Below are 20,655 nucleotides of genomic sequence, written 5' to 3' on the forward strand. Positions count from 1 at the left end.
CTCAACCTGGGCAACGCGACCGGGCACCCGTCCTTCGTGATGTCGAACTCCTTCGCGGACCAGACCCTCGCCCAGATCGAACTCTTCACCAAGCCGGACGAGTACCCGATCGGGGTCTACACCCTCCCGAAGCACCTCGACGAGAAGGTCGCCCGCCTCCACCTCGACGCCCTCGGCGTCAAGCTGACGACCCTCCGGAAGGAACAGGCCGACTACATCGGCGTCGACGTCGACGGCCCGTACAAGCCGGACCACTACCGCTACTGAGGCCGCCCGGCCCGACGAGAACCGCACGCGGACCGCGAGCAGAGCGGCCCGGACGAGGCCCGAACGGATCGGACGGCCCGAACGGACCGGATGCGGACGAACGCGAGACTGAGGGAGCACACGATGTCCTGGCGTCCCGGCACGGCAGCACGGGCACGGTCCCTGCAGATCACCGAGGCCCTTCCGAGCCTCACCGAGGACGTGCGCGCCCGACAGCGCCGCTACGTCACGGCCATGGTGATCCGCACCCTGTGCGTGGTCGCCATGGTGGTCTGCTGGAACACCGTGCGCCCCCTCGCGTTCGCGGCCCTCGTCGGCGGAGTCCTCATCCCGTACCTCGCGGTGGGCGCGGCCCAGGGCGGACGCCGACCCGCCCCGGGCAAGGCCCTCTACGTGGCGGCCCCGGCCGCCGGCCCCGAGGAGCCGCCCGCCCCCACCAAGGTGCTGCTGCCCACCCTGATCCTCCCTCCGGAGGACCGGGGGGACGGCCGCGGGGAGGGGCGGGCGGAGGGACCGTCCGGGAGAGGCCGGGCCGAGGACCACCGCGAGGCGGCCTGAGGGCCGGGCCGGAGCCGGGGCGGGCGGCCCCCGCCCCGGCTCCCCGGCCCCGGCTCCCCGGCCCCGGCTCCCCGCCCACCGGATTTCGGCCCTCAGCCCTCGGCGCTCGGTGCACCCAACCGGTCCTTTAGCCGCACCGGAAAGCATGTCCGGGGGCAGGGAACGCCTTCGAACCCGCCCGCCGAGGACAGTAAGGAGCGCCCGCGATGACGACCACGCCCGGGATCACGGTGGCCGGAGACCTCAGCGCCTGGCTGCTCGACCGCCTCGCCCTGTACCTCGAACGCCCGGCCGACACCATCGACCCGGACACCCCGCTCGCGGCCTACGGCATGGACTCCGTCTGCGCGCTGAGCCTCGCCGGTGACCTGGAGGACGAGCACGCGCTGATCGTCCCCTCCACCCTGGTCTTCGACTACCCCACCGTCGCGGACCTCCTCACCTACCTCAACCCGCTCCTCCACCGCTGACCCGAGCACCCCCGCACACCCCGGCCCCGCCCCTCCCAAGAGGCCGGGGCCACCGTCATTTCCCAGCCCCCCGGCCTACCCCACAGCTCCGGGGCCCCGCCGCAGCGCCGCCGTCGATTCCCTCAGCCCCGACCGTTCCAACTGGTCCAGCACGTCCGTGAACGTTCGGGGTGGATTGCGCCTCGATGTGGCGATCTCCAGCACACAGGCGTAGACGACGCGGTCGTCCAGGCCCATGAGGTCCATGACGAACTCGTCCGCGCTCTTCCGCTCGATCTCCCAGCCGCTCAGGTACTCCGTCGGAAAGTCCTTGCGGTTGTTGGTGACGATCACTTGAGCTCCTGCGCGGATCGCCGCGGCGAGGACGTGCCTGTCGTCGGGGTCCGGGAGCTTCAAGCCTTCGATCAGCGGTTCATAGCCGGTCACCAGGCAGTCGCGCACGGCCTGGTTCATGAGCGTGCGTCGCCGCAGGAGCTTGTCCGGAGGGACTCCCAGGTCCTGAGCGATGTTTCGGTCCACCTCGTCGAGGATCGCATCCGTCCACTTGGCGCGGACCATCCCGTGCTGGCCGATGCGTACGAGCAGGTCACGCAGGGTGTTCGGATATAACACGCAGGCGTCGTAGAGGACGACGAATGCCATCAGAGCAGCCCCAGCTCCTGGTCCAGTGCCATCAGCTCGTCCGCTGCCTGCTTGCGCTTCGCGTCGTCCTCGCGCAGGTACTCGTGCAGGTCCGCGAGTCGGATGCGTCGATGTCGGCCCACGCGGGTGTACGGGATCTCTTCCGCATCCAGGAGACCGATGAGGTACGGACGGGAGACGTTCAACATGTCGGCGGCCTGCTGGGTGGTCAGTACGGTGTCGACCGGCATGATCTGGACGCCCTGCCCGTTGGCCAGCGCGGCCAGCATCGAGGCGAACATCTCGGCCACCGGCCGGGGCAGCACCAGAGTTTCGTCGGCGGCACCGGTTTCCAAGCGGACTTGCACGCTTTCGTTGCTGCCGGCCGTCCGAGAGAGGTAGTCGCTGATCCGCCCCAGCGCCCGTCGGGCGTCGGCCGCATCGACGACGCCAGGTTCGAGCTTCCTGCCGGTAACTGCCGTCATGGCATCCCTCCAGTTTCCTATTCGAAGTATTCGCAATATTCGAAGCAGACGCAACTGGATGAGAGGGCCTGGAAACGTGGTCAGAACATCACTCTCTGTTGTATAGGTGTAGTTACTATAGGTGTGGTTATCCAAGATGAGCGGCCGCCGGCTCTGGCGCTCCTACGGTGACCGCACGCCAAAACCCGTGGTCAGGCGGCCTGAGCCCCCGGTACGTTCGGGGCCGGGCGGTCGCGGGGACCGCCTGACGGGGACGTACGAGGAAGGCAGGAGCGATGAGCGGCGGGCGGAACACGACCACGCTGTGGCGGCCGACGGGACCGGTGGAGCTGGACCTGCTCCGCGAGCTGGACTGGCGGGCCTGGCCCCCGCGGCTCCCCGAGCAGCCGATCTTCTACCCGGTCCTCAACGAGCAGTACGCCGTCATGATCGCCCGGGACTGGAACGTCAAGCACGACGGCGCCGGCTTCGTCACCCGCTTCGAGGTCGACACGGAGTTCCTGGAGCGGTACCCCGTCCGCCAGGCGGGCGGCCGCACCATCCTCGAACTGTGGGTCCCCGCGGAGGAACTGGACGAGTTCAACGCCCACATCGTCGGCCCCATCGAACTCGTCCACGAGTTCCACTGAGCGGGCGCGGGGCGCGGGGCCCGGCGCCGGGCCCCGCGCCTACCGAGTCGCCCCGAGCGCGAGGGCGGCGAGCAGACCGAGGACGCACAGCACGTAGACCCCCTGCCGCACCCGCTCGCTCACCGCGAGGCCCCGAACCCGGCGCCGGAGCCCGCGTCCGGCCCCGAGCCCGGGGCAGCCCCGGGCTCCGGCTGCTCGGGCAGGCAGTCCCAGTCCACCCAGATCCGCTCCTTGGGCGTCTCCGGCACGGCCAAACCCAGGCCCCGCCGCAAGGTCCGCACCGCCCGCGCCAGCGCACGGGCGTGGTTCCAGTTCCCCAGACTGGTGTCCTCGGGCCCGTCAGCGGTCAACCGCGCCCAGTCCCGCAACGCCCCCGCCACCCGTCCGTCCACACCGCGAACCCCCTCCGCGGCGGCCAACAACCCTTGCCCGTGCGTCAACAACCCATCGGTCAGCCGAGCCAACTCCACGGCCCCCGGCACATTCGCGTACGCGACGAGCGTCCGAGAGATCAGCTCAGCCGCCGGATCGGCGGCGGTCCCGAAGCCGGTTGATCCCAGGTCAGTCAATGCGGGGTTCGTTTCCATGCAGCTCTCCGATCACTCGCTGGGTGCGGTCAGAGAGAGGGTGCTGCGTGGCAAGGGCTCCCAGGGATACAGCCTGTATCCCGTCCGGGCTTCACACTGCGCCGATCCACTCTGCGAACGAGCTCAGAGCGTTCGCGTCGGCCCGCTTGACTCGGCGGATCGTCTCGATGTCCTCACGTGCCCACGGGTGCTCGCGGACATGCTGAGGGGCCAGTCGCCGAGCCGTCATGAGGGAGTCGAAAGCAGCATCCGGCTGACCGGCCCACAATTGCGCGCGACCCACCTCGATATGGAATCCGGAGCGACGCTCGGCGGGAACGTCGCTGCCGGGCTGCCACTGCTTCGCGAGATCGAGCACTCTGCCGATGTGGTCCCGACCGAGACTGACCGATACAGCCACCCGGTGAATTCGCACACTGGCAGGGCCGAAAGCAGTCCCGAGGTAGATGCCTTCGGGAAGGTTCTCCGCCAGGAGGCCCGCCTGATCGAGGTGGGCAGTCGCGGCTGCGGCGTTGCCCGCACGGGCGACGAGAACGGCTGTGCGCATGTGCAGAGCACCGCGCGCAGCCGCTGACCGGGTCGTCGTGCCGACGGACGCCGAGTCGAGCGCTCGTTCGAGGACGATCTGACCTGCTCGGTGGGTACGCGAGGCCAGGAAAGTCTCCGCATGCACATACGAGACAGTGGTAGCGACATCAGGATCCCCGGTATGCGTTGCTGCCCAGCGCATCAGGTCGACCAGCCGTGCAGACAGGTCGTGTGCCCTGTACTTGTACGCCACTGCGTCTGCCGCGCGTGCGACCGCCACCAGCTGCCGCGCGGCCTCCGGGCGGCTCGATCCCGGTGCGGTGTGAAAGTGGGCCAGAGCGTCCTTGAGTAGGGTCGGGGCTGCCATGGCGATGTGCCCGTACTGAGCTGAGAGCCGCCATCGGGTGGCCGCGTTCACAGCCATGGACAGCTCGGCAGTGTTGCGTGTGGGTGGGTCGAGGGGGACGTCATACCCGGCAATCGCTGCGGATATCTGCGGTAAGGCGCTGTGGACCCGACGATGAGTTCCCGTGAAGGCAGGATCCAGCCGTGACGCGTCAGTACCGAGAGCAGAGGCCAGTGCTTCGAGGAGCACCGGTGAGGGAGAACGAACGCCCCGTTCGATCCCCTTCACCATGGCGAGGGACACGTGTGACTCGCGCGCCAGGTCTGCTTGTGTCATGCGTCGGGCCCGCCGCCGAGCCGCGAGGCGCTGCCCGATGTGGTCGGTCATGAACGCAACGTACTCGGCGGAATGCCCCGTCGTGACCTAGACGCTGATGATGCCCTGCAGGTCGTGCAGGGAGTCGATGGACCAGTCGGCGGCTTCGCGGGTGGCAGGGTCGTCCGCCCACCAGAAGCCCCACGGGCCACGCCGTAGGTGCGCTGTGCGCAGGCCGGCGGCGCGAGCGGGGAAGACGTCGTTCGCCGGGTGGTCGCCCACATAGAGGGTTTCGGCGGCAGGGGCTTCCGAAACCGCCAGCACCTGCGCGAAGAACCGGGGGGACGGCTTCGCCACCCCCCACTCGCCGGAGGTCGCGACGAGATCGGCGGGCAGGTCCAGGGCGCGCAGCAGTTCTCCTGCCCGAGGGCTCTGGTTCCCGGCCACCACCACCCGCACCCCCGCTGCGCGGAGTGCCGTCAGGGCGGGGCGGACGTCCTCGTACAGATCACTCTCGTCCAACTGCTCGCCGTGGCCCGCGGCCGCCCGGGCCTCGTACTCGGCGCGCACGTCGATGCCAGGGCGAAGCAGACGGAGCGCGTCGGCGTTGTCGCGGCCGTCGACGACCACGGCACCGACGAGGGCGGACAAGGTGTGCGTGGGCACGTCGAGCCAGTCGGCCCAGGAAGCCCAGTAACGGTCGTCACGGGTCAAGGTCTCGCCGACGTCCAGCACCACGGTACGGATCACGCGGGCAGCCTACGGCGTCCATCTCGTCGCAGGTCACCCCCTTTGCTCCCTGCTCGGACGGTACTCACCTCCACCACGTCCTGTCCGGCCGTCTGACCGCCCCACCTCCCTGCGGCCGGCCCACCCGCCCGCCGGGACGGGCACCGCCTGCCGTGCTCCTCATAAGCTCCGGGCCCATGACGACGAGGACGCTCTACCTGTTCTGCTCCGCCGCGCCGCCCGTGTTCGACGTGGCGCGGGTGATCGAGGAGGCGCAGGCGCGGGGCTGGGACGTGTGCCTCGGATTGACCCCGTCGGCCGCCGAATGGCTCGACGAGAGCCTCGACGGGCTCGCGGCCCTCACCGGCCACCCCGTACGCAGCCGCTACAAGCGACCGGGGGAGCCGGACGCCTGGCCCCCACCGGACGCCGTCCTCGTCGCCTCCGCCACCATGAACACGGTCAACGCCTGGGCACTCGGCCTCACCGACCGCTGGGTGGTCGGGGTCGTCGCCGAAGGCATCGGCAAGGGCATCCCGATGGCCGTCATGCCGTGCGTGAACGCTGCCTACGCCGAACACCCGCAGTTCGCCAAGTCCCTGGACACGCTCCGCACGGCCGGCGTCCGGGTCCTGTACGGCCCCGAGGGCTTCGAACCCAACCCCCCGGGCGAGAAACGCCCGTACCCCTGGACCACCGCCCTCGACGCCGCAGCCGACCTCACCCCCTAGCCACCCACCCGGCCGCCGGGCGCCCCCGGCTCAGGGGGCGTGCGCGGCGCCGTGCCCCCGCCGGGGGGCGGCCGGCGGGGGCACGGGGGCCGGTCAGGCGAAGAAGGAGCGGATCGCTTCCGTCACCTGCCACGCCTCCGACTGGGTCATGTGGTGGTGCAGGGGAAGGGCCAGGTGGCGGGACGAGGCCGCTTCGGCGCCCGGGAGGTGGTGGGGGGCCGGGGCGTAGCGGGCGAACTGGGGGAGGCGGTGCAGGGGGAGGGGGTAGTAGACGCGGGTGCCGACCCCGTGCCCGGCCAGGTGGGCCGCCAGCTCGTCGCGCCGCTCGTGCTGGACGGCGTACACGTACAGGCAGGGGCTGATGCCCGGGCCCTGCTCGGGGAGGAGCAGGCCGCGGGAGCGGAGCGGGGCCAGGGCCTCCTCGTAGTGGTCGACGACCGCGCGGCGGGCCGCGAGCCGATCGTCGAGGGTGTCGAGACGGGCCAGCTGGTACGCCGCCTGCACCTCGTCGAAACGGCTGTCGATGCCCAGCTCGTGGTGGACGCCCGGCTCCGCCGGGTCCTGACCGTGGTCGCGGACCCGCCGTACCGCCGCCGCCAGTTCCGCGTCGTCGGTCAGCAGCACCGCGCCCTCGCCGACCATCCCGAAGGGCTTCACCGGGAAGAAGGAGTACAGGCCGATGTCGCCCCAGGAGCCCGCCGCGCTGCCGTGCAGGCTCGCGCCCATCGCGACCGCCGAGTCCTCCAGCAGCGACACCCCGCGCCGCGCCGCCAGCTCCACCAGGGCCGGCATGTCCGCCACCGACTGGAAGGTGTGGGCGGGCACGACCACCCGCGTCCGCGGGGTGATCCGCCGCTCGGTGTCGGCCGGGTCGAGGACCATCGTGACCGGGTCCACGTCCGCGAACACCGGTGTCGCGCCCACCGCGAGCACCGAGGACGCCAGCGGCTCTGCGCCGAAGGCCGGGACGATGACCTCGTCCCCGGGCCCCGCGCCCAGCGTCCGCAGCGCCAGGATCAGCGCGCCCGTGCCGCTGCCGCAGGCCGTCACCTCCGCGACCCGGGCCCGCTCCCGCAACCGCCGCTCCAGCTCGCCGGTACGACGGCCCAGCACGACCGTCCGGTCCGGGTCCGTGGCCACCTCGCGGAAGGCGCGCAGCATCAGCGTCCGCTCCTCCTCGGTGGGCCCGGGGGGCGCGTACGGGAGGTCCAGAGGGGGCGGCACCGGCAGGTGCTGCAGGGCGGGCAGGCCGTCGGCCGCCACCGGTCGGGAGCCCCCCGAGAGCCCCCGACCGGCCGTCCTGCCGTCCGTCCTGCCGTCCGTACCGTCGGCCGTCGCACCGGCCGTCCCGGCGGTGAGCGCGCTCCCGGTGAGCGCGTCCGTGAACTGGTCGGTGAGCGTCACAGCGCATCGCCTCCGGCGTTGAAGGATCCGGTGGCGGGGGCCGACCCCGCACCGAGTGATCCGGCGTAGAAGGAGCGGACGGCCGCGCACACCCGCTCCACCTCGTTCAGGGTCAGGTCGGGGTGCAGCGGCAGCGCGATCGTGCGCCGGGCCGCCGCCTCGGCCGCCGGGAGGTCGCCCGCGCGGCGGGACACCGGGGCGAAGGCCGGCTGGAGGTGCAGCGGCCGTCGCGCCGGCACCGTCACCGCGAACCCGCGGTCCGTCAGGTACCGGGCCAGCGCGTCCCGGTCGGTGACCTCCGCGAGGTACCGCACCGGGTACGCGGCGCACGCGTACGGCCCCGGGTACACGACGTCCGGGAAAGGCTCGGAGAAGGCCGACGGCAGCCGCTCCACGCCGATCAGCCCCGCCAGCCGCTCCGTGTACGCACGGGCCAGCTCGCCCCGGCGGGCCGTCACGGCCTCCGCGACCGACAGCCGGCCGAGCACCACCGCGGCCTGGAGATCGTCCATCTTGGCGTTGGTGCCCGGGAGTTCGCCCTGCTCGGCGATCTCCGCCAGGCCCTTCGCGCCCCGGGCGGGCGGCTTCGAACCGGGCCGCCGCCCGTGGTTGCGGAGCGCCCCCAGGTCCGCGGCCAGCTCCGGATCGTCCGTGAGCACCATCGCCGCGTCGCCGAGCGCGCCCAGCTCCCCGGCCGGGTCGAAGGCCAGCACTCCGCCGGTGGCGCCCGGCGCGGAGAACGCGCAGGCCGCCGCCCCCGGCGAACCGCCCAGGTCCTCGAAGACCCGCAGCCCCAGCGAGCGGGCCAGCGAGCGCACCTCGGCGGTGGCCGCGGCCCCGGCCCGCGGCGCCGCGAACTGTCGGGAGGGGATCACGGCCTTCGTACGGGAGGTGACCACGGCCCGCAGGGACTCCGGGGACAGCCCGTACGTCACCGGGTCCACGTCGGCGAACACCACCCGCGCGCCGGCCAGGGCCACCGCCATCGCCGCCGTCACCGGGGCGAACGCGGGCACCACCACCTCGTCGTCGCGGCCGATGCCCGCCGCCCGCAGCATCAGCAGCAGGCCGTCCGTGGCGGTGCCGACCCCCATCGCGTACCGGACGCCGGTCAACTCCTTGATCCGGCCCTCCAGTTCACGGGTCTTGGGCCCGTTGGAGTACACGCCGCAGTCCATGACGTCCCGCATGTGGCGCTGCACGTCCGGCCACACCCGGTCGAAGGCGGCCGCCCGGGTGCCGGTACCGGCACCGACACCGGTACCGGCACCCGCGACCGCCGCCGCACCCGGCGCGGAACCCGCCACCGGTGCGGAAGCCGTGCTCGACCCGGAGGCCGTGACCGGCCCGGAAGCCGTGTCCCGTGCCGCGCTCGTGACCGGCCCGGGAGCCGAGCCCGCGTCGGAAGCCGCGGGGGAGGGAAGGACGGGGTGGCCGGCGGGGCCGGAAGGGGCGGGCCGGCCGTGCCCGTGCACTGTCGTACCGCTGCGCATGTCTCTCCGTTCGCTCGACGGTCGCCGCCGGTCCGCTGACACTTCACTGCCACCGGCGTCGCCGCACTCCGACGCTAGATCGCGGGGCCCGGGCGGCTGTAGGGCAGACAAGGCGCAAGGGCCTGCCACGAGGCAGGCAAGGGCGATGGCAAGGACGCGTGGGGAGCCGGTTCCTGCCACCGGTCTGCCATTCAAAACCTCCCCCCGGATACCCGAACGTTTCTCCGGAGGACGTGCCGGGACGCCCGATCCGTGCCTGACCCATGCCTGTGATCGGTGCCTGATCGGTGCCTGATCCGAGCCGGATCAGCGCCCGACCGGACCCCCTCGGAACGAAGACCCAGCAGACGAAGACCAAGCAAACGGAGGTGCCTTCCCATGTCCCGTGGACGCCGGACCGCTGTCGTGGGTGGCGGCATGGCGGGTTGCGCCGCCGCCAAGGAACTGATCAAGAACGGCCGCGAGGTCGTCATCTTCGAGGCGGGCGCGGGCCTCGGCGGCCGGGCCCGGTCCTGGCACCGCCCCGAGATCGAGCCGGACGTGGGCGTGAACCTCTGGTTCACCAGCTTCTACAAGATCATGTTCGAGCGCATCAAGGAGTACGGGCTGGAGGACCAGCTCGTCGAGATGTCCAACAACGTGATCGTCGTCGACAAGGGCCGCCCCGCCGAGCTGCTCTCCGACTCCTTCCGCTCCCTGCTCACCTTCGAGCACGTCTCGCTCCGCGACCGCCTGGGCTTCCTCTACTCCACGATCAAGGAGACCTTCAAGCGGAAGCAGCTCGACATCTTCGACCCGCTCAAGCTGGCGCCCTTCGACGACGGCACCACCGCCGCCCAGTACGCCCGCAAGTCCATGAGCCAGCGCGGCTTCGACAACCTGCTGCGTCCGGAGATCGAGTCCTTCTGGCTGTGGCGCTGCGAGGACATCTCCGCCGCCCACGTCCGCGCCATGCAGGCGCAGGTCGCCGGCGCCAAGTTCTACGTCTTCCGCAACGGTATGGAGATCATCGCCGAGAACAACGCGAAGGGCGCCGACATCCGGCTGGAGACCGAGGTCACCGACCTCCAGATCGACAGCACCGGCAAGGTGCAGATCACCGCGCGGTCCGCGGACGGCACCCACACCACCGAGACCTTCGACGACGTCGTGGTCGCCACCCAGGCGCCGACCGCCGCGAAGCTCGCCGCCTCCCTGCCCGCCGGCATCGTCGGCCAGGACACCCGCGACTTCCTGGAGACCCAGGAGTACGAGCCCGCCCTGTCGGTCTCCTACCTGGTGGACTTCTCCAGCATGCCCTCCGAGGCCCACATCGTCGCCGCCGGCGCCGAGGACCCCTCGGTCAAGACGATCATCACCTTCCCGCGGCAGGTCCGCGACGAGAACGGCCGCCCCGTGGACAAGCACCTCGCCTTCGTCTACCCGGGCCGCGCCGCCACCCGCCGCCTCCTGGAGCTCTCCACCGAGGAGCAGTTCGCCGAGACCAGCCGCCTGGTCACCGACCTGTGGCCGGACTTCCCCAAGGACGCCGAGCCCTTCGAGATCGCCGTCCGCCCGTGGGCCATGCCGGTCCCCGCGCCGGGCCGCTACCGCAAGTCCGCCCGGGTCATCCGCCTCCAGCGGCCCCCGGTCGTCTTCGCGGGCGACTACTTCACCTCGCCCATCTCGGAGGCAGCCATGCTCTCCGGCATCCGCGCCGCGAAGGTCCTCACCAACGCCTCCTGACCCACCCACGTACGCACCCACCCACGCACGCGTTCCACGCACGCGTCCGCCCACCCGTGAGGCCGGAGCCGGCGCCCCACCGCCGGCCCCACGGCCTCACCCGCCCGTGGCCATCCCGGCCTCGGCCCCACCCGGCCCCATCCCGGCCCCATCCGACCCACCGCCCACGCACCGAACGGGAGCCACCCATGCAAGGGACCCGAGCACCCGCCGCCGGGCGCAGCGGTCCGCTCGCCCCGCCGCCCCCGGCCCCGCCGGGGGCGGCGGCGGGCGGGCGGCTCCGCGCCCTGGCCCGGCTCGCCAAGTTCGAGTTCGTCCTCGACTACTACCTCAGCGCCCTGGTCGTCCTCACCGCGCTCGCTCCGGGCGACCGGCTCTCCGCCGACACCTGGCTCACCCTCGCCCTCTTCGTCCTCGGACAGGTGGGCGTGGTCTCCGCGGTCATGGTGTTCGACGACATCAACGGCTACCGGGACGGCAGCGACCAGGCCAACTACCTCGGCGGCGACGGCACCCCACTGCGCCCCCTGGAGCGCAAGCCCCTCCTCACCGGAGCCCTGACGCTCCGGCAGGCGTACGCCTTCGGGTACGGGGCCCTCGCCTGGGGCGCCGTGTTCTGGGGCACCGCCGCCCTGCTCGCCGCGCACCGGCCCTTCTGGGCGCTCGCCGTCACCGGTGCGGTGCTGCTCACCAGCTGCCAGTACTCGTGGGGGCTGAAGTTCAGCTACCGAGGGCTGGGCGAACTCCTCATCGCGGGCTGCCCGATGGCCCTGGTCATCGCCCAGTACGGGTTCACGGCCGGGCACCTGCCCGCGCTGGTCCTGGTGGAGGCCACCCTCTTCGGGCTGTGGCAGATCCTCGTCTCCGCGTACTCCAACACCAAGGACATCGACGGGGACCGGGCGGTGGGCCGCAGCACCGTCGCCGTCCGCACCTCCGAGACCGGCAACCGCCGCTTCATCGGCGCCCTCACCGGTGCCGACCTGCTCCTCGGCCTCGGCGGGGCGGCCCTCCTCGGCTGGGCGCCCTGGTGGTCCGTACTCGCCCTGCTGCCGCTGGCCGCGCTCCGGATCCGGCAGTACCGGGACTTCCTCCGCGACGGCGACGCGCTGCTGGCCCGCGCCCGGGGCGTACGGGCCTTCCGCACCGGCGTCGCCGGACTGCTGCTGGTCAACATCATCCACTTCACGGTCTGAACGGGGCCTGCGTACGAGCCTACGAACGGGCCTACGAACGGGGACTCCGGACCGGCCGCCAAGTCCGGCCGCCGAGACCGGCCGGGGCCGGTACGCACGGCCACACCCCGCGGCCACCGCACACAGCCACACACCCCGCGACACCCCGCCCCGGCGGCCCGCGGACGCACACACGGGAGAGACATGAGCGGCAAGGGCGGGCCGACCGGCCTGGGAACACTCTTCGAGCACTACGCGCAGCGCGGCCACCGGACGGTGTTCCACCTCAGCCGTCCCTTCGACTTCGCGCCGGGCCTGGGCACCGAGTTCACCGTCAGCACGCTCGCCGGGCTGGTCGAGGAGGCGTCCGCCTGGATCCACGCGGCGGGCGCGCGGGCCGGGGACCGGGTCGCCATCGCCAAGGGCAGCCACTGGGACTACCTGATCCTGGCCTGCGCGGCGGCCCGCATCGGTGCCCTGCCCGTGCTCGTCGCGGGCGGCCTGCCCGCGGACACCCTGGCCACCGTCCTCAAGCGGGCCGAGCCGCGGGTGCTCATCACCACCGCGGGCATCCTGGCTTCCTCCGCCGAGGCCGGCTCGGACCTCACCTCCCTCGCCGAGGCCGTGGTCTCCATCGACGGGCCGCACCCGGGCGTCCTCGACGTCGCCGACCTGCGCGGCGGCCGGGTCCCGCCGGCCGTGGAGGCCGCCCCGTACGAGCCGATGGTGGCCAGTCACACCTCCGGCACCACCGGCGTGCCCAAGCTGGTCGTGCACACCGCGGACACGATCCTGGGCCACCTCGGCCGCACCGAGTCCATCCCGTGGCCGATCGTCGGCATGAAGAAGAAGGACACGGTGGCCACCGCCGTCGCCTTCAACCACATGCGGATGATCACCTGGTCCACGGGCACGCTCCGGCTGGAGCCGAAGCGGGCCCTGATCCTCGCCGACGCCGACCCGGCCACCGCCGAGCGCATGTTCCGCCGCCACCGCCCCACCTACCTGGAGGCGCTGCCCGCCACGTACATCGGCTGGGAGGCACTGCTCGACGACCCCGACGCACCGGACAACGTCTTCTCCGACGTCCGGCTGTTCGTCAGCACCTTCGACGCCATGCACCCGCCGACCGTGCGCCGCTTCCTGCACGCCAGCCGCCGGCCGCTGCCCTCCTGGCTCCAGGGCTGGGGGCAGTCCGAGACCGGCCCCATGACCTTCCGGCTGCTCACCCGCCGCGACCTGGAGGAGCAGGGCGGCCGGCACCCCACCACCCGGGACGTGGGCCGCCCCATCCCCGGCTTCACGAAGATGGCCGTGGTCGACCCCGCCACCATGAAGCGGGTGCCCGCGGGCACCCCCGGCGTGGTCCTCGCCCGCACGAACGGCCGCTGCGTCGGCTACCTCGGTGAGAACGAGCGCTGGCGCTCCAAGGCGCTGGGCCGTTGGTGGAACACCGGCGACTGGGGAGTGGTCTCCCGCGGCGGCTCCTACCGGCTCCTGGACCGCGAGGTCGACGTGATCCCCGGCATGAGCTGCATCGAGCTGGAGGACGTGCTCGCGGACCGGCTCCCGGACCTCCTGGAGGCCGTGGTCATCGGGATCCCCGGACAGCTCCCGCTGCCGGTGGTCTGCACCCGCGGCGGCACCTGGGACGAGGTGGCCTGGCAGCAGGCCACCGCCGACCTGCCCACCCTCGCGGAGCCGCTGCGCCTGGACTGGGACGACATCCCGCGCACCAGCACCGGGAAGGTCCGCCGCCTGGAACTGCGCGAACGGCTCCTCGGCGAGGACGCCACCTTCGGCACCGGCCGCTGGACCTGAACCGCGGACACACGGCACGCCACACGGCGGACGGCGCACGGCACGACGACGCACACGGCAGGGCACGGCAGGGCAGGGCGAGGCGGGGCGGCCCCGGGCAACGGGCCCGGGGCCCCGAGGAAGGACACCGGACATGGCGCGAGGGCGCACGACCGCGGACGGCGGGGGCACCACCGCCCGCGGCACCGACATCGACGTCGCCGTCGTCGGCGGGGGCATCGCCGGACTCACGGCCGCCCACCGGCTGCGCGCGGCCGGCCGCAGCCCGGTGGTCCTGGAGACCGCCGACGAGGTCGGCGGCCGCATGAAGGCCCGCCGTGTGGACGGCTGGATCGTGGAGGAGGGCACCGAGACCCTCGCCGTCCGCGGCTACGACGCCACCTGGCGGCTCATCAAGGAGACCGGCCTCGACCGCGAGGACGGCATCCTCAAGGTGAACAGCCTCGCCGGAGTGTGGCGCGGGGGCCGTGCCCACGCGGGCACCGGCCACTGGTTCGGCGCCCTCACCGGCAGCGGCCTCTCCCTCGGCGGCCGCTCCGCCCTCGCCGGGCTCGCCGCTTCCGTGATCCGGCAGGCGGGCACGTACGACACCCGGGACCCCGCGGGCAGCCCGCTGGGCACCGGCACCGTCGCCCAACTGGCCCGCGGCCGGCACCGGGAGGTCTACGACTACGTCCTCCAGCCCGCGGTGGCCACCGGCTGGGGCTGGGACGCCCGGCGCGCGGCGGCCGCCCCGCTGGTCGCCACGATGATCTCCACCTGGGGGCTGCTCGGGTGGCGCACCTACCGCGGCGGCATGGACGCCCTCGCGAAGAAGGTGGCCGCACCCCTCGACGTCCGCACCGGGCACACCGTCGAGGAGGTCAAGGAGACCGCGGCCGGGGTCCGGCTCGTGTGTGCCGACGGCAGCGTGCTCACCGCCCGCGAGGTGGTCCTCGCCGTACCGGCCCCCGTGGCCCGACGGATCCACCCGGGAGCCCCCGCCGAGGAGCAGCCCTACCTCGAAGCGTCCACGTACAGCCCGATGATCCGCGTCACCTGCCTCGTGGACCGCCCGCTCGCCCCGCCGCAGCGCCGCGGCACCCCCTCGGTGTACGCCCTGCTGATCCCCGAGGTGGAGGACGGCCGCATCAGCGGGCTCACCTTCGAGCACGCCAAGGCGGCGAACCGGGCCCCCGCCGGCCACGGCCTCGTCTCCATCCTCACCGCCCCCGACACCACCCGGGAGCTGCTCGGGGAATCCGACGCGCACGTCCTGGGCTCCCTGCTCGGCAGCGCCGAGAAGTACGCGCCGGGGCTCAACGCCCACCTGAAGCAGGCGTTCGTGCACCGCTTCCCGCACGCCGCCCCCGACGCCAACGGCGCGGCCCTGCGCCTGCACCGCGCCTTCCTCGGGCGGCCCTCCCGGGCCGTGGAGTACGCGGGCGACTGGATCTACCAGCGCCCCTCCAGCGAAGCGGCCGTGCAGGCGGGCGAACTCGCCGCGCAGCGGCTCCTCTCCCGAGGCTGACCCCTCCGGGCTCGACCTCTCCGGGCCCGACCGGCCCGCCTCCGCACGGCACCACCCCGAGCCCCGGTCCGCGGCGACGCCCTCCCTGTCGGGCCCGCCGCGGGCCGGCCACCGCTCCCTCCGTCCGCGCCCCCGCGGAGCGGAGGGACCGGCCGGAACCCCTCTCCGTCCCGCGCCCCCGCGGACGGGGCCGGACCGGCCGGCAGGCCCCCGCCGCGCGCCCCCGCGCGGCCCGGGCCGTCCGTCCCGGCCCCCTCGTCCCGCGCCCCCGCGGGGCGAGGGGACCGGCACGCCCGCCCGTCCCCGCCGAGACGGGGCCCGCCAGGCGACGCGCACGCCCGGCTGTCCCACCGTCGGAATCCGGCCACTCTGGTCCCACTCCGCGGCACGCCCTCGCGGAATCCCCACAACCGGAATCCCCGCGGCGGCGGCACCGCAGGTCCGGGGCACCCGTCGGCGCAAAACGGGCGCCCGGCCCGCCCAGTCCCCGCTTTAGGCGCACTTAGTGCGCATGGCTGATCCTCACCATCCGGACATGTCATCGGCACGCGGCATGCGGACGGAGGGGGAACCGAGGGTGCTCACGCACGACGGCACGGCACGAACAACGGACGACGGCACGGCACGCACCGCACCAGGCGGAGACAGAGGCGACCCGCACACCGGCACCGAGCCGGGCGCGAAGCCGGGCACCGAGCACGGCGCGAAGCCGGCCACCAAGCCGGGCCCGACCTCGCACACCGGCACCAGGCCCGGCGCCGACACGGGCACGGGCACCGGAGCGGGCGCGGCCACCGCGGCCACCACCGGGGGTACGGGCACCAGAGCCGCCACCACCTCCCGGGAGGACGGCGGCTGGGACGCCACCCCGGCCCGCACCGGACTCCGCAGCCTCGCCCCGCTCGTCGGCCGCGACACCGAACTCGCCGAGCTCACCGCCACGGTCCTCGCGGGCCGCACCCGCATGCTCAGCCTCACCGGCCCCGTCGGCGTCGGCAAGAGCCGCCTGGCGGCCGCCGTCTTCGACGCCGTGGCCCAGGCCGGGGTGCGCGGCCGGTACCTCGACCTCGACACCCTCGGCACCGAAGAGGCCGCACTCCGGCTGCGCCGCATCCGCGACACCATGAGCGGCGCCGTCAGCGAGGGCGACCGGGCCCTGCTCGTCCTCGACTTCGGGCTCCGCCCGCCGCACGAACTCACGCCCGCCGTCGCCTCCCTGGCCGACGCCTGCGGACGCCTCAGCATCCTGTCCGTGGCCTCCCGACCGCTCGGCGTGTACGGGGAGCGGCCGGTCCGCCTGGCCCCCCTCGCCCTGCCCGAGCCCGCCGACACCGCCGACCCCGACCGGCTCGCCCGCGTCCCCGCCGTCCGGCTCCTGCTCTCCTGCCTGCGCGCCGGCCGCCCCGGCTTCCGGCTCACCGCGGAGAACAGCGCCGTCGTCGCCGAGCTGTGCGCCCGCCTCGACGGCCTGCCCCTCGCGGTGGAACTGGCCGCCTCCCGCCTCAAGGTGATCTCCCCGGCCGCCCTCCTCGACGGACTCGGCCGCTCCCCGGAGGCCCTGTACGGCACCCGCGCCGACACCACCTCCCGGCACCTGACGATGCCCGACGCCCTCGCCCACAGCTGGTCCGCGCTCCCCGCGGACCGCCGCGCCCTGCTCTCCCGGCTCGCCGTCTTCGCGGACACCTTCGACGCCGTCGGCGTCTCCGGGGTCCTCGGCCTGCCGCTGCCCGAGGTGCACACCGCGCTCGGCGAGTACGTCGACCACAGCCTGCTGCTGTGCGAGGAACAGCCCGACGGCGACATGCGCTTCCGGATGCCCTCCCTGCACCGCCGCTACGCCCGCACCCTCCTGGAACGCCAGGAAGCCTGGACCGGCCTCGAAGCCGCCCACACCGCCCACGTCACCACCACCGCCCTGGAACTCCTCGGCGCCCTCGACGGCCCCGAACAGCGCGCCGCCCTGGACCGCCTCGGCCACGGCCACGAGGACCTCCTCGCCGCCCTCGACGCCCACGTCACCGCCGGCGACGGGCCCGCCGCGGCCCGCCTCGCGGCCGCCGCCGTCCCCTACTGGCTGCTGCGCGGCGAGGCCCGGGCCGCCGTGGCCCGCCTCACCGCAGCCCGCACCACCCCCGGCGGCGGCGAGGACCCCGCCGCCCTGGCCGCGCTCGGCGCCGCCCACCTCGGCAGCGGCTCCCTGGCCGCGGCCCGCGACTGCACCGAGAAGGCCCTCGCCCTCTTCACCACCGCCGGCGACGCACAGGGCACGGCCGACACCCGACTCACCCTGGCCCGCGTCCTCCACGAACAGGGCGACTCCGAAGCCGCCGAACCCGTCCTGTTCTCCGTGCGCACCGCCTACGCGGCCCTCGGGGACCGGCACGGAGCCGCCACGGCCGCCGCCCTCCTCGCCGACGTCCTCGGCACCCTCGGCCGCACCGCCGACGGCCTCCGCCTCGCCGACGAGGCCGAACGCGGCGGCGAGGAACACGGCGACGCCCGCCTGACCGCCTTCGCCTCCCTGGTCCGGGGCCGCCTCCTCGCCGGAGGACCCGACGCCGGCCGCGCCCTGGCCCCCGCCCAGGAGGCCCTGCTCGCCCTCCACCACCTCGGCGACCTCCCCGGCACCGGAGCCGCCCTCCTCGTGATGGCCCAGGCCCACGCCCGCGGCCACGCGGGCACCGGCCAGGCATGGGAACGCGCCGCCCTCCTCAGCGCCGCCGCCGGAGCCGTCCGCGAACAGGTCGGCGGCCTCCCGCTGTCCCCACCGCCCGCCGCCCGCGACCTCACCGCCGAGGCCCGTACCCGCCTCGGCGACGCCGCCTACGAGAAGTCCTGCCGGGCCGCCGGGAAGCTCAGCCTCGACGAGGCCGTGGGCCGTGCCGTGGAACCGGTCCGCCGGCCCCGCGCCCTGCCCCGCTCCGCCGGCACCGAACTCCTCACCGCCCGCGAACAGGAGGTCGCCGCCCTCGTCGCCGAGGGCCTCACCAACCGCGAGGTCGCCCGCCGCCTCGGCATCGCCGAATGGACGGCCGTCAACACCCTCCGCAAGGTGATGCGGAAGCTCGACTGCTCCTCCCGGGTCCACGTGGCGCAGAAGATCCTCCGCGCCCAACAGCGCACCGCCGCCGACCACCCGGCCGAAGCCGTCCGCTGACCCTCCTGCACCGCTGACCCCTCCCGCCCGGACCGCCCGCGACCCCCCACCCGCTGACCGCATCCGGCAAGACCGTGTGGCCCCCGCCCCAATCCCCGGCGGGGGCCACACGTATGTCCGCACCACTCGGTCCCCCGCTCACGCGCACCGCACGCACGAGACCGCCCCCGCCCGGCGCGATGCCGGTCGGGGGCGGTCGGTGTGCCGGGCCAGGGCATGGCCGGCCGGGTCCGCGGAAGCCGCGGACGTCCGAGGGGCCGGGGCCGGTCCGGGGGACCGGCCCCGGTCAGGCGGCGAGCTCCCGGGCCCGCACCCGGGCCCGCTTCTCCGCCTCCAGCACGTCCGAGAGCGTCAGCGCCGCACTGGGCGCGGCGTCCAACTGCTCGTCGATCACCTGCTGCACGGTGCTCACGATGCCCGTGAAGGGCAGCCGTCCCGCCAGGAACGCGGCCACGCACTCCTCGTTCGCCGCGTTGAACACCGCCGGCGCCACCCCACCGGCCCGCCCCGCGTGGTGCGCGAGGGAGACCGCCGGGAAGGCCGCGTGGTCCAGCGGGAAGAAGGTCCAGGCCGTCGGCGCCGACCAGTCGCAGGCCGGAGCCGCGTCCGGCACCCGCTCCGGCCAGCCCAGCCCCAGCGAGATCGGGATGCGCATGTCCGGCGGGCTCACCTGCGCCAGCGTGGAACCGTCCGTGAACTCCACCATCGAGTGCACCACCGACTGCGGGTGCACCACCACGTCGATCCGGTCGAAGGGGATGTCGAAGAGCAGGTGCGCCTCGATCACCTCCAGACCCTTGTTCATCAGGGTCGCCGAGTTCACCGACACCAGCGGACCCATGTCCCAGGTCGGGTGCGCCAGCGCCTGCTCCGGGGTCACGTCCTCCAGATCGGCGCGGCTGCGCCCCCGGAACGGCCCGCCGCTCGCGGTCAGCACCAGCCGGCGCACCTCCGCGTCTCGGCCCCCGGTCAGGCACTGGTACAGCGCCGAGTGCTCCGAGTCCACGGGGACGACCTGCCCCGGCCGGGCCAGCCGCTTCACCAGCGGACCACCCGCGACCAGCGACTCCTTGTTGGCCAGGGCCAGCACGGAACCGGCCTCCAGCGCCGCCAGTGTGGGAGCCAGCCCGATGGAGCCCGTGATGCCGTTCAGCACCACGTCGCACTCCAGCCCCGCCAGCTCCGTCGCCGCGTCCGGGCCGCCCACCAGCCGCGGCAGCGCCCGGCCGTTCGCCCGCGCGGTCAGGGCCTCGCGCAGCGCGGGCAGCGCGTCCGCGTCGGACACGGCCACCACCTCCGCGCCGAGGGAGAGCGCCTGCTCCGCGAGGAGGTCGAGGCGCCCGCCGCCCGCGGCGAGACCGACCACCCGGAAGCGGCCGGGGGACCGGCGGATCACGTCGATGGCCTGCGTGCCGATGGACCCGGTGGAACCGAGGATGACCACACTGCGGCGGCCTCCCGAACCGGCCGGCTGCGCCACCCGCGGGTCCGCCAACGGGGCGCCCGCGGCGGGCGCCGACCAGGAAGCGGGCACGGTGTCGGCGGTCTCCGTGGCCACGGCCGTCTCCGCGGTCACCGCGGGCGCCTCAGGCATGGGCCGCGGCGGGCAGCTCGGCCACGAAGGGGTGGTCCGCGGCCAGCGGGTCCGAGCCGGCGGCCCCGCCCGGGGAGCCCACCGTCTCGAACACCTCGGTGTTCGCCGGACCGAAGTCGCCCCACTGCTCGGGCAGGTCGTCCTCGAAGAAGATGGCCTCGACCGGGCAGACCGGCTCGCAGGCACCGCAGTCCACGCACTCGTCGGGGTGGATGTACATCATCCGGGGACCCTCGTAGATGCAGTCCACGGGGCATTCGTCGATGCACGCCTTGTCCTTGACGTCCACGCAAGGCTGGGCGATGACGTACGTCACGAGTGGCTCCTCGGAGAAGCGGAAACGGTCCAGGTGTCGTTGCCGGCGAGGAGGCGGCCGAGGTCGCCCTTGCCGTGTTGTTCGATGGCGGTGTCGAGTTGGTCGGCCATTTGGGTGTCGTAGACGGGGCGGGTGGTGTCGCGGAAGACGCCGATGGGGGTGTGGTGGAGGGTGTCGGGGTCGGCGAGGCG

Annotated in this window: 19 protein-coding genes and 1 pseudogene; 10 read left to right on the plus strand and 10 right to left on the minus strand. The window is 73.8% G+C overall.

All coding sequences use genetic code 11. The features are described from left to right. The 3 genes from ABTZ17_RS29480 to ABTZ17_RS29490 form a co-directional block, all read left to right on the plus strand. Positions 1–267 (plus strand): adenosylhomocysteinase (locus tag ABTZ17_RS29480; RefSeq protein ID WP_352198808.1); only part of this gene is annotated, 267 nt, incomplete at its 5' end. 123 nt (positions 268–390) lie between these two features. Next, complete coding sequence (locus ABTZ17_RS29485; protein WP_352198809.1) at positions 391–825, plus strand: DUF3099 domain-containing protein; 435 nt, start codon at positions 391–393, stop codon at positions 823–825. Positions 826–1,031: 206 nt separating this feature from the next. Continuing rightward, on the plus strand, positions 1,032–1,295 hold the full coding sequence (locus tag ABTZ17_RS29490) for an acyl carrier protein (protein ID WP_352198810.1): 264 nt from the start codon (positions 1,032–1,034) through the stop codon (positions 1,293–1,295). A 75-nt stretch (positions 1,296–1,370) separates the two neighbouring features. Here ABTZ17_RS29490 and ABTZ17_RS29495 read toward each other — a convergent pair whose 3' ends face one another. Beyond that, positions 1,371–1,937: a PIN domain-containing protein gene (locus ABTZ17_RS29495; RefSeq protein ID WP_352198811.1), complete on the minus strand. Its 567-nt coding sequence runs from the start codon at positions 1,935–1,937 to the stop codon at positions 1,371–1,373. Further along, positions 1,937–2,401 (minus strand): helix-turn-helix domain-containing protein, encoded by a 465-nt coding sequence (locus tag ABTZ17_RS29500; RefSeq protein WP_352198812.1) that lies wholly within the window; start codon positions 2,399–2,401, stop codon positions 1,937–1,939. The genes ABTZ17_RS29495 and ABTZ17_RS29500 overlap by 1 nt, the downstream gene beginning before the upstream one ends. A 275-nt stretch (positions 2,402–2,676) precedes the next feature. Between ABTZ17_RS29500 and ABTZ17_RS29505 the strand changes: the two genes are divergently transcribed. Continuing rightward, on the plus strand, positions 2,677–3,030 hold the full coding sequence (locus tag ABTZ17_RS29505) for a hypothetical protein (protein WP_352198813.1): 354 nt from the start codon (positions 2,677–2,679) through the stop codon (positions 3,028–3,030). A 119-nt stretch (positions 3,031–3,149) separates the two neighbouring features. Here the strand turns inward: ABTZ17_RS29505 and ABTZ17_RS29510 are convergent, their stop codons facing one another. The 3 genes from ABTZ17_RS29510 to ABTZ17_RS29520 all read right to left on the minus strand — a co-directional run bounded on the left by ABTZ17_RS29510 (position 3,150) and on the right by ABTZ17_RS29520 (position 5,556). Then, positions 3,150–3,617 carry a DUF6415 family natural product biosynthesis protein gene (locus ABTZ17_RS29510; protein ID WP_352198814.1) on the minus strand — a complete coding sequence of 156 codons (468 nt, stop codon included), beginning with the start codon at positions 3,615–3,617 and terminating at the stop codon, positions 3,150–3,152. 91 nt (positions 3,618–3,708) lie between these two features. After that, positions 3,709–4,878, minus strand: a complete 1,170-nt coding sequence (locus ABTZ17_RS29515) for a helix-turn-helix domain-containing protein (RefSeq protein ID WP_352198815.1) — start codon at positions 4,876–4,878, stop codon at positions 3,709–3,711. 36 nt (positions 4,879–4,914) lie between these two features. Continuing rightward, complete coding sequence (locus tag ABTZ17_RS29520; RefSeq protein WP_352198816.1) at positions 4,915–5,556, minus strand: HAD family hydrolase; 642 nt, start codon at positions 5,554–5,556, stop codon at positions 4,915–4,917. A gap of 176 nt (positions 5,557–5,732) precedes the next feature. Here ABTZ17_RS29520 and ABTZ17_RS29525 point away from each other — a divergent pair, with 176 nt between their 5' ends. Further along, positions 5,733–6,266: a flavoprotein gene (locus ABTZ17_RS29525; RefSeq protein ID WP_352198817.1), complete on the plus strand. Its 534-nt coding sequence runs from the start codon at positions 5,733–5,735 to the stop codon at positions 6,264–6,266. Between the two features lie 93 nt (positions 6,267–6,359). Here ABTZ17_RS29525 and ABTZ17_RS29530 read toward each other — a convergent pair whose 3' ends face one another. Further along, positions 6,360–7,670, minus strand: a complete 1,311-nt coding sequence (locus ABTZ17_RS29530; protein ID WP_352198818.1) for a DegT/DnrJ/EryC1/StrS family aminotransferase — start codon at positions 7,668–7,670, stop codon at positions 6,360–6,362. Continuing rightward, positions 7,667–8,977, minus strand: coding sequence for a DegT/DnrJ/EryC1/StrS family aminotransferase (locus ABTZ17_RS29535; RefSeq protein ID WP_352198819.1), 1,311 nt, complete (start codon positions 8,975–8,977; stop codon positions 7,667–7,669). The genes ABTZ17_RS29530 and ABTZ17_RS29535 overlap by 4 nt, the downstream gene beginning before the upstream one ends. Before the next feature lie 564 nt (positions 8,978–9,541). Between ABTZ17_RS29535 and ABTZ17_RS29540 the strand changes: the two genes are divergently transcribed. From ABTZ17_RS29540 to ABTZ17_RS29560, 5 genes are all read left to right on the plus strand, one after another. Then, a complete protein-coding gene (locus tag ABTZ17_RS29540) occupies positions 9,542–10,888 on the plus strand; it encodes an FAD-dependent oxidoreductase (protein WP_352198820.1) in 1,347 nt (448 codons plus the stop codon). 188 nt (positions 10,889–11,076) lie between these two features. Next, positions 11,077–12,084, plus strand: a complete 1,008-nt coding sequence (locus tag ABTZ17_RS29545; protein WP_352198821.1) for a UbiA family prenyltransferase — start codon at positions 11,077–11,079, stop codon at positions 12,082–12,084. Between the two features lie 183 nt (positions 12,085–12,267). After that, positions 12,268–13,884, plus strand: a complete 1,617-nt coding sequence (locus tag ABTZ17_RS29550; protein WP_352198822.1) for a class I adenylate-forming enzyme family protein — start codon at positions 12,268–12,270, stop codon at positions 13,882–13,884. A 133-nt stretch (positions 13,885–14,017) separates the two neighbouring features. After that, positions 14,018–15,394 (plus strand): protoporphyrinogen/coproporphyrinogen oxidase, encoded by a 1,377-nt coding sequence (locus ABTZ17_RS29555; RefSeq protein ID WP_352198823.1) that lies wholly within the window; start codon positions 14,018–14,020, stop codon positions 15,392–15,394. Positions 15,395–15,929: 535 nt separating this feature from the next. Further along, a complete protein-coding gene (locus tag ABTZ17_RS29560) occupies positions 15,930–18,554 on the plus strand; it encodes an ATP-binding protein (protein WP_352198824.1) in 2,625 nt (874 codons plus the stop codon). Between the two features lie 286 nt (positions 18,555–18,840). Here the strand turns inward: ABTZ17_RS29560 and dxr are convergent, their stop codons facing one another. From dxr to ABTZ17_RS29575, 3 genes and pseudogenes are all read right to left on the minus strand, one after another. Next, positions 18,841–20,049 (minus strand): 1-deoxy-D-xylulose-5-phosphate reductoisomerase, encoded by a 1,209-nt coding sequence (dxr, locus tag ABTZ17_RS29565; RefSeq protein WP_352198826.1) that lies wholly within the window; start codon positions 20,047–20,049, stop codon positions 18,841–18,843. Between the two features lie 91 nt (positions 20,050–20,140). Beyond that, positions 20,141–20,464, minus strand: coding sequence for a ferredoxin (gene fdxA / locus ABTZ17_RS29570; protein ID WP_352198825.1), 324 nt, complete (start codon positions 20,462–20,464; stop codon positions 20,141–20,143). Next, positions 20,461–20,655: pseudogene (locus ABTZ17_RS29575) on the minus strand (2-oxoacid:ferredoxin oxidoreductase subunit beta); the annotation flags it as partial. The pseudogene ABTZ17_RS29575 and the gene fdxA, both read right to left, overlap by 4 nt.

This window comes from Streptomyces sp. NPDC097619 (assembly GCF_040302735.1).
In the GTDB taxonomy this organism is placed as follows: Bacteria; Actinomycetota; Actinomycetes; order Streptomycetales; family Streptomycetaceae; genus Streptomyces.

Excerpts from the sequence above, each read along its gene's own strand:
- ABTZ17_RS29485 (WP_352198809.1), top strand. The coding sequence starts at position 391 with ATGTCCTGGCGTCCCGGCACGGCAGCACGGGCACGGTCCCTGCAGATC.
- ABTZ17_RS29545 (WP_352198821.1), top strand. The coding sequence starts at position 11,077 with ATGCAAGGGACCCGAGCACCCGCCGCCGGGCGCAGCGGTCCGCTCGCC.
- ABTZ17_RS29505 (WP_352198813.1), top strand. The coding sequence starts at position 2,677 with ATGAGCGGCGGGCGGAACACGACCACGCTGTGGCGGCCGACGGGACCG.
- ABTZ17_RS29515 (WP_352198815.1), bottom strand. The coding sequence starts at position 4,878 with ATGACCGACCACATCGGGCAGCGCCTCGCGGCTCGGCGGCGGGCCCGA.
- ABTZ17_RS29560 (WP_352198824.1), top strand. The coding sequence starts at position 15,930 with ATGTCATCGGCACGCGGCATGCGGACGGAGGGGGAACCGAGGGTGCTC.
- ABTZ17_RS29550 (WP_352198822.1), top strand. The coding sequence starts at position 12,268 with ATGAGCGGCAAGGGCGGGCCGACCGGCCTGGGAACACTCTTCGAGCAC.
- ABTZ17_RS29490 (WP_352198810.1), top strand. The coding sequence starts at position 1,032 with ATGACGACCACGCCCGGGATCACGGTGGCCGGAGACCTCAGCGCCTGG.
- ABTZ17_RS29525 (WP_352198817.1), top strand. The coding sequence starts at position 5,733 with ATGACGACGAGGACGCTCTACCTGTTCTGCTCCGCCGCGCCGCCCGTG.
- ABTZ17_RS29495 (WP_352198811.1), bottom strand. The coding sequence starts at position 1,937 with ATGGCATTCGTCGTCCTCTACGACGCCTGCGTGTTATATCCGAACACC.
- ABTZ17_RS29510 (WP_352198814.1), bottom strand. The coding sequence starts at position 3,617 with ATGGAAACGAACCCCGCATTGACTGACCTGGGATCAACCGGCTTCGGG.
- ABTZ17_RS29540 (WP_352198820.1), top strand. The coding sequence starts at position 9,542 with ATGTCCCGTGGACGCCGGACCGCTGTCGTGGGTGGCGGCATGGCGGGT.
- ABTZ17_RS29555 (WP_352198823.1), top strand. The coding sequence starts at position 14,018 with ATGGCGCGAGGGCGCACGACCGCGGACGGCGGGGGCACCACCGCCCGC.
- ABTZ17_RS29500 (WP_352198812.1), bottom strand. The coding sequence starts at position 2,401 with ATGACGGCAGTTACCGGCAGGAAGCTCGAACCTGGCGTCGTCGATGCG.